General features: G+C 69.1%; 10 protein-coding genes. 8 read left to right on the top strand and 2 right to left on the bottom strand.

Translation table 11 applies throughout. The features are described 5' to 3' along the window. Positions 1–2: 2 nt before the first annotated feature. Complete coding sequence (locus AB5J62_RS23425) at positions 3–1,886, top strand: FtsX-like permease family protein (RefSeq protein WP_370942062.1); 1,884 nt, start codon at positions 3–5, stop codon at positions 1,884–1,886. A gap of 390 nt (positions 1,887–2,276) precedes the next feature. Here AB5J62_RS23425 and AB5J62_RS23420 read toward each other — a convergent pair whose 3' ends face one another. Both AB5J62_RS23420 and AB5J62_RS23415 read right to left on the bottom strand, forming a co-directional pair. Then, positions 2,277–2,615: a peptidase inhibitor family I36 protein gene (locus tag AB5J62_RS23420; protein ID WP_370942061.1), complete on the bottom strand. Its 339-nt coding sequence runs from the start codon at positions 2,613–2,615 to the stop codon at positions 2,277–2,279. A gap of 146 nt (positions 2,616–2,761) precedes the next feature. Continuing rightward, entirely contained in the window at positions 2,762–3,997 is a 1,236-nt protein-coding gene (locus AB5J62_RS23415; protein ID WP_370942060.1) for a tetratricopeptide repeat protein, read from the bottom strand. Between the two features lie 102 nt (positions 3,998–4,099). Here AB5J62_RS23415 and AB5J62_RS23410 point away from each other — a divergent pair, with 102 nt between their 5' ends. The 7 genes from AB5J62_RS23410 (at position 4,100) to AB5J62_RS23380 (ending at position 13,087) form a co-directional block, all read left to right on the top strand. Next, on the top strand, positions 4,100–4,483 hold the full coding sequence (locus AB5J62_RS23410; protein ID WP_370942059.1) for a hypothetical protein: 384 nt from the start codon (positions 4,100–4,102) through the stop codon (positions 4,481–4,483). Continuing rightward, positions 4,480–5,076: an NAD(P)H oxidoreductase gene (locus tag AB5J62_RS23405; RefSeq protein ID WP_370942058.1), complete on the top strand. Its 597-nt coding sequence runs from the start codon at positions 4,480–4,482 to the stop codon at positions 5,074–5,076. The genes AB5J62_RS23410 and AB5J62_RS23405 overlap by 4 nt, the downstream gene beginning before the upstream one ends. Positions 5,077–5,160: 84 nt before the next feature. After that, positions 5,161–5,433, top strand: coding sequence for a hypothetical protein (locus tag AB5J62_RS23400; protein ID WP_370942057.1), 273 nt, complete (start codon positions 5,161–5,163; stop codon positions 5,431–5,433). 73 nt (positions 5,434–5,506) lie between these two features. Beyond that, entirely contained in the window at positions 5,507–6,670 is a 1,164-nt protein-coding gene (locus AB5J62_RS23395; RefSeq protein WP_370942056.1) for a pyridoxal phosphate-dependent aminotransferase, read from the top strand. Between the two features lie 218 nt (positions 6,671–6,888). Further along, positions 6,889–8,880 (top strand): hypothetical protein, encoded by a 1,992-nt coding sequence (locus AB5J62_RS23390; protein ID WP_370942055.1) that lies wholly within the window; start codon positions 6,889–6,891, stop codon positions 8,878–8,880. A gap of 468 nt (positions 8,881–9,348) precedes the next feature. Continuing rightward, on the top strand, positions 9,349–11,343 hold the full coding sequence (locus AB5J62_RS23385) for a hypothetical protein (protein WP_370942054.1): 1,995 nt from the start codon (positions 9,349–9,351) through the stop codon (positions 11,341–11,343). Between the two features lies 1 nt (position 11,344). After that, on the top strand, positions 11,345–13,087 hold the full coding sequence (locus AB5J62_RS23380; RefSeq protein WP_370942053.1) for a hypothetical protein: 1,743 nt from the start codon (positions 11,345–11,347) through the stop codon (positions 13,085–13,087). The last annotated feature ends 12 nt before the right edge of the window (positions 13,088–13,099 follow it).

Genomic DNA, 13,099 nt, shown 5'->3' with positions numbered 1-13,099 from the left:
GCGTGTTCCAGCTGTCTGTCAGCACGTTCCGCGAACGGTGGGAACTGTTCGTCGGCGCGATACTCAGCGTGGCCGTCGGCGCCGCGCTCGTCCAGGCGTCGATGCTGGTACTGGTGGCGACCGGAACGCCGAGTTTCCCGCCGGGAACGTCCCGTCAGGACGAGGATCGGATCCGCGAGGGGTTCGTCGGCGCGGCGACGGTCATGGGCATGACCGCGTTCCTCGCGCTGTTCCTGGCGGTGTTCATCGTGAGCTCCACCTTCGCCTTCACGGTCGCGCAACGCCGCCGCGACCTCGCGCTGCTCCGCCTCACCGGCGGAAGCCGTGCCCAGTTGCGCGCGCTGCTGCTGTCCGAATCCCTGCTGCTCGGCCTCGTGGGCTCGGCGCTCGGCGTGCCGATCGGACTGCTCGCGAAAGCCGCGCAGACCTGGCTGCTCATCGAAATCGGCATGCTGCCGGACGATTTCACCGCTCCGTGGCGGGGCTGGGCCGTGGTCGTCGCCGGCGTCGCGGGCGTGGGTGTCGCACTCGCCGGCGTGTTCACCGCGTCGCTGCGCGCGGCGAAGATCCGGCCGCTCGAAGCCTTGCGGGAGACGGGAAAGGCCGCGACGGTGATGACCGCGTCGCGCTGGCTGCTCGGCTTGTCCTGCGCCGGGTGCACCGTGGCGATGGTGATCTGGGCACACAGCGCCAACCTGATCGGCGCGATGCTGGCGGCGCTCGGCATCTCGATGCTCGGCGCGGTCGCCATGAGCATGCTGAGCCCGCTGGTCGTGCCGCTCATGGCCTGGCTGGTGCCCGGTGACTCGCTGGTGCGGGCGAACCTGCGCGACGGCGTGCGCCGCGGCGCCGCCACGGCGGCCCCGCTGATCGTGCTGGTCTCGCTGCTGCTCGGGCTGGCAGGCACTTTCGGCTCACTGGCCGCAGCAGGCGGCGAAGAGGCGAAGCGTTCGGTGGACGCCCAGTTCGTGGTGACCTCCACCGGCGAGGAGGCGGAACGGTTGCCCGCCATCGACGGCGTGGCCGTCGCCTCCCGGCAGACCACGGTGGACATCACGATCACCGCGCGCAAGACCTTTTACAGCGGGATCATCGCGGTGGACGCGGCCGACTACACGCGCACGCACCACCTGCCACCGGACGAGCTGGCGGAGTTGACCGGTGACACCGTGGTCACCGGCCCGGCCAGGCATGCCGACCGGATCAGCCCCGGCGACGTGCTCGAGGCCGAAGCCGCGGGCCTGCCGTTGCGGCTCACGGTGGTCGGCGGTTTGCCCGAGACACTCGAAACCGGCGACAGTTTCCTTGTCCCGCGCCAAATCCTGCCAAGACAGGTGTGGTCTGGCGCGCCGACCGAGACCTTCGTCCAGGTTGTGCCGGGAGAGGATCCCGGCGCCGTCGCCGACCGCATTAAGCGGGCGGGCTTCGAAGTGCGCACGGTGGCCGATTGGGCGTCGGCTCGCGCCTCGGCCGCCCAGGACGGCAACGTCAAGATCCTGACCGTCCTCATGGGACTCGCCGGCCTGTACGCGCTGATGGCCGTGGTGAACGCGGTGGTCATCGCAGGCAGCGAACGCCGCCGCGAGTTCGCCGTCGCCAGGGTGACCGGCCTGACCCGCCGCCAAGTGATCCGCACGGCGGTGGCCGAAGCCGTCGCGGTGGCGGTCATCGGGCTGGTGCTCGGCTGCGTGGTCGCCGCCGCCGGACTGATCGGCATCGGCGGCGCCGTCCGGCAGGCGCTGGGCGTGACCGTGGTGTACCTCCCGTGGGCGTTGCTCGCCGCCGTCACGATCGGTTCGGTGCTGATCGTGACGGCGACGAGCGCTGTCACCGCGTTCTCCGCGACGAAGGCGCGGCCGATTTCACTGGTCTCGGCCAAGGAATGAAAACTGGGCGCTACCAGTAGCACTGGGTCGTCATGTCGTCCAGGGGTCATGAGTGTTTAGGCCGGTATTGGCCGGAATGGCAAACGTGGCGGGCGAGTGGAACCTTTGCTGCATCTGACGCAGCAGAGGTTCCACTCGCCCACGACAGGCCGGGGTCGTCGCGGGGGTCGTGAGTGACGCGGCCGGTTCTAACCGGTCTAAACACTCACGACCCCTGTCCTCGCCTGGCCAGATCGTGAGAGAGGGGTTCCCCGGCTGCACCCAACGCAGCAGGGGAACCCCTCGTTCAGCCGCGAAATGCCGTGCCTCGCGAGGTGACCTCGTCAGCCCGGCCGGAGCACGCCACAGTTGCCCTTCCCCTCAATAGAGCCGGCGATACCACTCACGACGTCAGCCGCTGCTGGCGATCGACCAGACGTCGAACGGCAGTGCCAGCGCCGAGGCGCCGGCGTTGACGGTGTACCGGCTGCCGGTGTAGTTGGTGCCGGAGTAGACCACCACCCAGGATCCCCGCTTGTTCCACAGGGAGCGGATGGCGACGCCGGTGTTGCCGGTCGACTTCTGCCACAGGTAGAACCCGCCGCTGTAGCCGGTTCCGGTCCAGCCGCAGTAGGCGTCGGTCACCGCGTCGCATTGGGCGTGGGAGTCCGTCGCCGCGGCGGCGACCTGGCTGGACAACGGCAGGCAGAGAACGGCGGCGATGGCGCCGATTTTCAATGGTGAACGCAAATCTCGCTCCCCAGTGTCAGTGGATGTGGACGGGTTCCACCCTTGCCCGATCCGGGGGAGTGCGCGCGGTCCGGTTGTCCGGCGATTGATGTCCGGTCACCGACGCGCGACTTCGGACAACCGCCATGCCGGAATCCGTGCGGCGCTCAGCCTTGGAGTCCTTGGCTGATCTCGAGTTCCAAGGCACAATCGCCGGTCTCCGCCGCGATGCGCCGGGCTTGTTCGAGCCGCTCCGGTGCTGCCCCGGCGCCTGCCAGCGTGTGCGTCAGCCAGTCCCTGGCCAGCGCCAGGCCAAGGCCGACCTGGTCGCCGATGTCCGCTGCGGCGGACATCGCCAGCGGGAAGCAACGCAGCGCCGCGTCGAACCTTTCGGTGCGGCGCAGCACGTCGCCGAGGTCGCACCACACCCGGCAAACGCCCGATTGGTTGCCGATGTCGCGGAACAGGTCGAGGGCGAGGCGCTGCTGCTCTTCGGCGGCCCGGTGGTCGCCGAGCCTGGCGTGGACGATGCCGAGGCAGTTGCGGGCGTTGGCTTCCGCGTCGGGATCGGTGGCGAGCATGATCGACCGCGGATAGCACCGCAACGCCTCGTGGTGACGGCCCATCCGCCGGTACAGGCTGCCCAGGTTGTTGAGCGCCTTTCCTTCTCCCGCAAGGTCTTCGCAGGCGCGGAACAGTGCCAAAGCCTCTCGCAGGCAGTCCAGCGCGGCCGGATACTGCCCGGTCTTCCACCGCATCACGCTGAGCCGGCGTAGCGCGTTCGCTCTGGTGACCGGGCAGGACGACCGCGCGGCCGTGGCGTGTAGCGTCGCCGCGTCGCGGTAGTGGCAGCCGCCTTCCAGATATTGGCTCAGCAGCGCGGAGAACTCGGCGCTGTGCGAGCCGGCGATCGTGATCAGCGTGGAGCGTTCGGCGTCGAGCCAGGCGATCGCGTCCGCGCGGGTGTTGAACACCGGCGCGGGGGCGTGGGTCAGCGGCCGACGATGTGACTCGTAGGGTGCGTAGCGGTCCATCGCCGAGACGGCGGTGTTCCAATAGTGTTGCAGCAGAAGGGATTCCGGGTTCGGTGACGCGGCAGGCCCGCCGGCGAGTCCTTGGAGTGCTTGGCGCCACTGGAGCGTGTCGCCACCGAGCGCGGTCGCGATCTCGAGTACCAGGTCCTCGTTGAGGCGTTTCCGGCCGGTGGAAAAACAGCGGTGCACGGTGTCGAACGCGGGCAGCTCGGCGACTTCGCGCGCGGCACGGGCACGGCAGACCCGGCGATGCGCTTCGCGTTCGGACACGCCTGCCCACGCCCGCAGCTCGCGCAGGCGTCGCACCACCTCGTCGACACACCCGGCCCCATCGGGCGCGGGTGGCACTCCCCGTTCGAGAGGCCTCACTCGCCGTGATTCTAGTGCTGACCGAGGTTGACCGAAAGCGGCGACAGCGCCGGTCGGCGGCGGGCACGATTTCGCGGTACCCATCCGACCAGAGGAGCCGTAGTGAGCCGAATCGGCGGACTTCCGCTGCCCGTACTGCCCGACATCGACGAGGTGCCCCCGCTGTCCGAGGCGGACCGGCCCTGTTTCGACGAGCTTCGCGCCGTGCTCGCCAAGCACGGCATGCTCGGCCGGTTCGGCGTTGCCCTGCTGCACGAGCACTTCGAGGTCGCCGACGACGAGATCCTGGTCGAGACCATCGACGTGGCGACGCGGACGCTGACGTCCCGGCCGGAGAAGATCGCCGACCTCGGCGCCTACGCGAGCGTGGAGACGTCGTGGCGGCTCGACGATCCCAACACCGTCCCGATGGCCAGGTGCACGACGGCGTGCCGCCCGGCGAGTTTCACCGAGAGCAGGCACAAGTCGGTGCACGTCAATCGGTGAACCGGGTGCTGCTCGTGCTCGCCCATCCGCGCCCCGGCTCGCTGACCGGCCAGGTCGCGGGGCGGGTGCGGGCCAGGCTGGCCGCCGCGGGCTTCGACGTCGACTTCCTCGACCTCTACGCCGAGGACTTCGATCCCCGGATGCGCCCTGAAGACGAACCGGACTGGGCCAACCCCGCCAAGCCGCACTCGCCCGAGGTTCTCGAGCACATGACACGCCTGCGCCTGGCCGAGCATGTCCTCGTGGTCTTCCCGGTCTGGTGGTCGGCGCCGCCGGCGATACTCAAAGGCTGGATCGAACGCACCTGGACCTACGGCTTCGCCTACACGGACGAGGGTTCCGACCTCACCGTGCGCAGCATGCTGTGGCTGGCGCTCGCGGGCAGTTCCGCCGAGCAGTTCGCCACCGCGGGGCTCGACCGCCACCTCGACCGCCAGCTCCGGGTCGAGGTGGCCGAGTTCTGCCGCATCAAGCAGTCCCGGGTGCGCGTCATCCATGACAGCACCGACGCCGAAGACCCGCTCGTGCTCGCCAGGATCTGGCGTACCGCGGACGCCATCGCCGAGGAGTTCATCGGGCATGCCGCTCAATGACGCTCTCCAGGACCTGTTCCCGCGCATCAGGGACCAGGCCAAGCGGCTGGCGGGCGCGGGCCGCTGACCTACTACGCGCCGTTCGTGCCGCTCACCGTCATCACGTTCTTCGCCGGGCTGTACTACTCGTCGCCGCAGCGGGTGACCCCGTTGATCGTCGTCGGCGCGGTGGCGTTCATCGTCAGCACCTACGGCTTCGCGGGCATGCTCGGTCACGCGGACAAAGCCGCCGCCAGGCAGCGCACCGAGTGCGACGAGACGTTCGCCGCGTACCGGCTGCTGTCGGCGTACCGCTGGTGGCCGGGCACTGGGAGGGCGGTTTTGTCACCGCGGTGCCGCTCGTCATCGCCGCGGTGAAAGCGGCTCAGCTGTGGTTCAAAGCCGCGGCCAATCCATACTGGGGCTGGAGCCAGGAAAGGAGGACCTTTCGGTGACCGTAAGCCGCTTACGTCACATCCCCGGTATCGGAGTGGACATCATCGGTGACGCCGCCGACGCGCTCGCCGACCCCGGCGTCCTCCGCTTGGAGAACCTCGACACCGACCTCCGCCCACCTCAGGCGGCACTCACCGCCACCCACGCCGCGATCGCCGACGACGCCGCGAACAGCTATCTCCCCTTCCAAGGCCACCGCGGCCTGCGTGAAGCCGCCGCGACCCATGTCGGCAAGATCGCGGGCCGTACCTACGACCCCGACACCGAATGCGTGAGCGTCGCGGGCGGGCTCAACGGTGTGCTGAACACCTTGCTGTCCACTGTGGAACCAGGTCAGGAAGTCGTGCTCACCGACCCGGCCTACGCGGGACTGGTCAACCGCATCCGGCTCGCGGGTGGCGTCCCGCGTTTCGTTCCCGCCGAACCGGCGGGGGACGCGGGCTGGAGTGTCGACCCGGATCGCCTGGCCGCCGCTGTCGGGCCGGAGACCGCTGCGGTGCTCATCATGAGCCCCTCGATGCCGTCGGGTCTCCTGCTCGATCACCGGCACTGGGCCGCGCTGGCGCCGGTTTGCGAGCGGCACGACGCCTGGCTCATCTACGACGCCGCGATGGAACGCATCCGCTTCGACGGCAGCCCGCCGGACCATCCCGCCGCGCACGACGGCTTGGCGGGCAAGGTGATCACGGTCGGCTCGGCGTCGAAGGAACTGCGCATGATCGGCTGGCGGGTGGGCTGGGTGGTCGGGCCCGCCGCCATCATGGCCGACATCCGCCTGGTGGGCCTGACCAACGTCGTCTGCCAGGTCGGCCTGGGCCAGCAGGCGGTGGCCGCGGCGCTCACCGCCGTGGACGCCGACGCCGACATCGCGTCCGCGACCGCTGAATGGCGTCACCGCGCGGAGACCGTACTCGCGCAGCTGGTCGGGTATCCGGTCGTGCGGCCGCACGGCGGCTGGTCGTTGCTGCTCGACACCACGCCGCTGGGCGTCTCCCCGGCCGAACTGTCTCAACGGCTGCTGCGGCTCGGCAAGGTCGCGGCGACGCCCATGTCCGGGTGGGGGCCCAGCGGTGACCACTACCTGCGGCTGGTGTTCGCGAACGAACCGGCGCACCGCCTCGCCGACCTTCGCGCCCGCTTCGAGGCGGCGCTCGGCTGACACACAAAGGGCTCGTGAGCGTTGCGGGCGGTTCTAACCGCCCGCAACGCTCACGACCCCTTTACCCGGATGGACTGGCCGATCGGGCGGAGTGGTCAGCACATACCTGAGTTCAGGGATGTCCGGGACGGCCCCGTCGGCCACAGTCGGCGGCGGGCTCCGCTCGTCCCGTGTCGGATCAGGCGACCCGAGGTGTGAGCCCGGGGGAGCTGAAACCCGTGCGAGCAGCACAGACCAATCCCGGCGGCAACCCGACGCCGCCGCCGTGGCCGGCAGGCGTCGAGCAGCCGGAAGTGACCGCGGACCGCAAGATCGTCCCGAACACCGCCTACGACTCGACCCATCACACGCAGGCGGTGAAGTTCGCGCTGCGCGGGTATTCCGTGCTGCAGCAGGAGAACTTCGCGCATGTGACGCTCAAGTGGCTCGACGGCGCGCCCGGCGGCGTGATCGCGCAGCTGTCGGTCTATGTCCGAGGAGACCTGCTGGCGCCAGGGCCGGGGCAGGACATCCGGGAGATCGAGCACCAGCTCAAGGCGTCGATCTCGTACCAGGTGCCGGTGAAGGCCGCGCCGGGCCAGCCGGTCCCGCCGGGCGGCACCACGACGATGGTGACCGAGCTCGGATATCTGCAGGCGGGCGCGATCACCGGCCGGTCGCGGGTCTACAGCGGCGTCTTCGACATCAAGACGCAGGGCGACTTCGTCCGGCTCTGGGCCGCGATGACCGACCCGAAGGCCGCCTGCCACCTCGATCTGCGCTGCATCGCGACCATGTACAAGCAGTACTGGGCCGACGTCTGGCCGCCGGGCAGCGGAGGCGCTTCGCTGATGGCCGCCGACACCGAGATGCAGGCGTTCGGCGGCCCCGGTGGTGGCGTGCGCGCGCCCAACTGGGAGTTCCAGACCGAGACGCACCTCGTCGAATGCCTGCAGTCGCTGAACTTCTTCTTCGATCCCAAGGATTTCCCGTACGTCTACCTGGTGCCACCGGAGAACCGGCCGGTGCAGGGCCGGGTGCTGACGATGGCGGACTACGACCTGGGGGAGGGGCGCGGATCGGTCCGCTACTACCAGGACTCGGCGCAGCCGGACCAGTTCTTCTACGAGCCCCAGGAGTTCCGTATTCCGAGGCGGACCGCTTCGCCGTATCTGCCGGACGTCGAGTTCCGGTTCCGGGACATCTCCACTTCGGACGGCAGCGCCGGGCCGAACACCTTGAACTACCGCGTGCAGATGAACTATCGCGTTTCGCCCTACATCGAACGGTACGCGCTCGACGGGCTGCGCCGGTATCTGCAGCGGCTCCAGGCCGCGCCGAAGCTCGCGCTGCTGGTGTCCGACTTCGCCTCGATGAAGGTGAATCTGCCGACCATGCAGGCGGACAACACGGTCAAGGATGTCGAGACCAGCCGTCCGATCACCAATCCGTCGCTGGAAGACGGCGTGGTCGACACGGTGGACCTCAAACCGGCCGAAATGGCCGGCGTCGTCAGTCACCTGATCACCGGCGGGCTGGTCGGGCATCTCGACGCCAGGGTCACCAACTCGGACTGGGCGAACGTGCCGGTGCGCGCCTCGTTCCAGTCGACCGGCGGTCAGCTGGTCGACATCGCGTTCGTCGGCGCGCAAGGCGGCAACGTCGTGCGGGTGAGCGCGCGCAACCGGATCGAGAGCACGGTCGTCGTCACCGAGCTGCACCCGACCGTCGTCGCAGCCGGAGTGACCGCGTACCCGCTGGCCCCGGCGAACACGAAGATCGCGCCAGGGCAGACGATCACGCTGGACTACCGGATCGAGCCAGCCGGTGCTTCGGTCAGCTGGCTCGACCCGCTGCTCAGCCTGGACGTCGAGCCGGACCGGAAGAAACTGTTGCAGGCGACCATGATCAACCAGGGGTACGCCGCGGACACCTTCGGCATGACCATCGGCACCGACGCGGCGTTCTTCGGCACCGTGCCGCCGGGTGACACCCGCGCGCTCACCGGTGTCCGGGTCGAGTTCACGACCGGGACACCGGTCGTACTCACCTCGCAGGCGCTCAAGCAGACGACACGGCTGCGCATGCCGTTGCTCGGCTGGCTGCTCGGCACCCCGGACGCGACCCAGTTCCAGTACCGCGTGGTGAACCTGCACGGCACGGCCGACGGCAACGTCGGCGGCTGGATTCCCGCTTCCGGACCGGGAGAACTGAGCGTCCGGCCGACTTAGTGACCGGAAAGGTCCCAGGTATGAGGGGTGTGAGTGGTGACTCTGCTGCATCTAGCGGAGCAGAGTTACCACTCGCGGATAGTCGAGGGCTGTGGTGTGCGGGATAAAGCCCGCTTTACTCCGCGAGGTCGTGAGTGTTGCGGGTGCCAGAGCTGAAGTGAGGGGATCCCTCAGTGCGTATGTCGCACCGAGGGGTCCCCTCACTGCACACCCGCGGGCGAGGGGAAACCCTGAGCAGTCCCCCCACGCTGAGCGGACGGAGTTGCTTTGGGGCCGCCAGGTGTCCCAAAAGCAACTCCGTCAGGCGGATTCGGGCGGCGCGAAGGATGTGCGGCCCGATTGAGAACTGCCAGTTTGAGCGTCCGGCCGACGTAGGTTCCCTAAAGGACAGTCCGGTCGCGCGGGGTTCGCCGGACATACCTGAGCTCAGGTATGTCCGGCACCGGCGGACGGGCCAGGCTCGAAGACGTGCAATCCACATCAGACATCGCGGCGGAGCGGGCGTTCTTCCCGCCGTGGCCGGACGGGGTCGAGCAGCCGCTGGTGACGCCCGACCGGACGATCGTGCCCGGCGCGGTCTATCCCTCGACGCACGGCACCGAAGCAGTGAAGTTCGCCTTGCCGTCGCTGCGGCCGTTCCCGCTCAACGAGCGGCTCCAGTTCTCGCTGACGTGGCTGGACGGCGCGCCGGGCGGGGTGGTCGCGCAGCTCGCGGTCAACCTGCTCGGCGTGATGCCGCGGCCCGCGCGGAACCAGGAGATCCGCATGATGGAGCACGAGGTCAAGGCCAAGCTGGTCTACCAGGTGCCGATCAAGCCCGCGCCTGGCCAGCCCGCGCCGCCTGCCTCGGCGACCACGGAGACCGTGGAGCTGGGAGTGCTCCGGCCGCAGGGTTTCTTCCAGGACACCAGGGTCTTCAGCCTGGTCTACGACATCCGCAGCCGCGGCGAGTTCAACCGGATCTGGTTCGCGATGACCGATCCGGCCTCGTACGCCCGCCTCGATCTGCGGTGCTCGATCACCCTGTACGACCAGTTCTGGGTTCGGGTCTACGAAGAATCCGACCCGGATACCGGCATCGAGTCGGTGCGGGCGTTCCGTGCCGCGGCCGAGTCCAGTGTGGACGCAGGTCCGGCCCCCATCTGGGACTTCGTCACCTATCGCTACCCGGTCGAGTGTGTGCAGACGACGCCTTTCACGTTCGGGCTCGACAGCTTCGCGTACGTCTACCGCGTCCCGGCGGAGCAGCGGCCGATCGGCGGCCGCGTGCTCACGGTCTCCGAATTCGACCCCGGTGAGGGCCGTGAGTCCATTCGCTACTACCAGGATTCCGCTCAGCTGGACCAGTTCTTCTATGAGCCGCAGGAGTTCCGTATTCCGAGGCGGACCGCTTCGCCGTACTTACCGGATGTCGAGTTCCGGTTCCGGGACATCTCCACTTCGGACGGTAGCGCCGGGCAGGACACCTTGAACTACCGCGTGCAGATGAACTACCGGGTCTCGCCCTACATCGAACGGTTCGCGCTCGACGGGCTGCGCCGCCACCTGGAGGCCAAGCAGGCGTCACCGAAGCTCGCGCTGCTGATGCCCGTCTTCGCGACGATGGAGCTCAGCCTGCCGACCATGCAGCCCGACAACACGGTCAAGGACGTCAAGACCACCCGCCGGATCACCAATCCGACGCTCGAAGACGGTGTCACCGACAACATCGACCTCAAACCCGCCGAACTGCGCAGCGTGATCAGTCACCTGACACTGGGCGGGCTGGTCGGCCACCTCGACGCCAAGCTGAGCGGCGACGACTGGGCGAACGTGCCGGTGCGCGCGTCGTTCCAGTCCACCGGTGGCCAGCTGGTCGACACCGGATACGTCGGCCCGCTGGGCGGGAACGTCGTGCGGGTCAGCCTGCGCAACCGGATCGAAAGCCCGGTGGTGGTCACCGAGCTGCACCCGACCCCGGTCGGCGCGGGCGTCACCGCCTACCCGCTCGGCGCCCCGAACACGAAGATCCAGCCAGGCGCGACGATCACGCTGGACTACCGGATCGAACCGGCGGGCAGCACGGTCGGCTGGCTCGACTCGCTGCTCACCCTGGACGTCGAGCCGGACCTGCGGAAGCTGTTGTCCGCCACCATGGTCAACCAGGGCTACGCGGCCGACACCTACTCGATGACGATCGCCACGGACGCCGCGTTCTTCGGCACCGTTCCGCCCGGAGACACCCGCGCGCTGACCGGGCTGCGGATCGAGTTCACCACCGCGAATCCGATCGTCCTGACCGCGCAGAACCTCCGGCAGACCACGTCGCTGCGCATGCCGCTGCTGGATTGGCTGCTCGGCACGCCCGGCGCGAGACAGTTCCAGTACCGGGTGGTCAACGTGCACGGTGGAGCCGACGGTGCCGGCGGCGCTTGGACGCCTGCGTCCGGCCCTGGTGAGCTCAGCGTCCGGCCGGTGGGCTGACATGCTGCAGCTGACGGCGCCCGAGGGCACGACCAGGTTCCCCGACCACGCCGAACCCCATGTGCTGCACCAGCTTCCGGCCGGGCTGAAGCTCACCAAGGACGCCGACGGGACACCTCGGTTCCAGCTGGTTCGCTTCCGTGGCAACGAGTCCGGCAGTGTGCGCGGCGCGTTCGTGCACGCCGAACTCGTCTTCGACCGCGGCGCCGGCACGGCCGACGGTGACTGGATCGTGCGCCCGGTGATCTTCGACCGGGCCAGGTTCCGCTTGCTGCACTGGGTCAGCACGCTGGCCGACGCGACCCCGGTGGGGGAGTGGCAGACGGCGACGCCGCGCGGCTCGATCGCCATCGGCGAGACGGTTTCCTTGGACAGCAAGGGAGTCCAGATCCTCGACAAGGTGCTGACCAGCGGCACCGGCGGCTTCGACGTGGAACTCGAAGCGAGCTTCGAAGGTATCGTCCCCGGTTTCCCCGCCGTGGTCACCGCCGATCTCGCGGCACTGCACCAGCGGCTCAAGTCCGGGCTGCCCGGCGGCACCCCCGCGCCGATCGAGGCCGTCCGTGCCGCCTTCCTGGGGCTGCCCGACGACCCGGCCGTGCTCAAGCTGGAGATCTTCGACGGCGTTTCGACCCGTGACAAGGTGCTCGCCGAGCTGGCCGAACGTGCCGTCGCCGACCTGTTCGACCGGGTCGGTGACGACTGGGCCGCGCCGCTGTACCGGCTCAAGCCGTCGGCGACCGGTGCCCGGTACTGGGACCTGCAGCTGCCCAGGTTCACGTCGAGGATCTGGCGCACCGGCTGGTCGGTGTCGGGCCTGTTCGCCTCGCTCACCCCGGAGCAGCGGGCCAAACACTTCCCCGAACTGTCCAGTGTGGACCCGTTCGCCGAGGTCACGGTCACGGTGATCAACCAGCTGCCCGCCGACTCGAAGTTCCTGACCGGGTCCAGAGTGGACGTTTCGTACACCGGGCCGAGCGGCACCCGTGAGCGGAAGTCGCTGTCGTTCAACGGGGATCGCACGATCGAGCGGTTCAGCGCCTTCTACCCGGTCTTCACCGACGAGTTCGGGCTGACCGGCGAGTTCGTCGGCTCGCTGGCGCCCGCGCCGGACGCCCAGCCGCCGTGGCCGGTCGCCATCGGGCCGGTGCCGCTGACCCCGGTGGACGAGGTGATCAGGGTGACCCCTGCCGACGTCGGGCTCGCGGTGATCCGGGCCGAAGCCGATCCCGGCTTCTTCACCCGCGCGTACACCGCCGACCTGACGGTGACCAGCGGCGGCAAGCGGGTCGCCGCCGCCAGACTGACCGAAAGCAGGGCGAGCGCGGCGATCGTCATCCCGCAGGGCGAGTTCGAGGTCGTCGCCGAGGCGGCCGAAACGAGCGAACCGTCGAGCGTGCGGGTCGAAATCGGCCGGTACGCGGGCGTCGACACCGTCCGCGTCCCGGCCGCCGCGGTGCAGGTGATCATGCCCGACGAGGTCACCGTGGTGCTGACCACCGCGGAACTCGCCTACGCGGCGGTGACCCTGCAGGACCCGGCCGGGCGCACCCGCACCATGCGGCTCGACCCGGACACCCCGGTGACCTGGCCGTGCTGGCGCACCTCGGTGTTCGGCCGGATCCGCTACCGCTACCAGCTCAGCTACGTGGCCGTCGGACCCGACGGCCACACCCAGCCCATGAAGACGACGAGCTGGCGCGACGCGACCACGTCGCGGCTCTCGCTCGGCAAACCCGAATGATGGAAAGGCCTT

The sequence above is a fragment of the Amycolatopsis sp. cg5 genome (assembly GCF_041346955.1).
In the GTDB taxonomy this organism is placed as follows: Bacteria; Actinomycetota; Actinomycetes; order Mycobacteriales; family Pseudonocardiaceae; genus Amycolatopsis.
The sequence above is the reverse complement of the archived record's forward strand: the minus strand, read 5'-3'. Positions and strand labels throughout refer to the sequence as shown.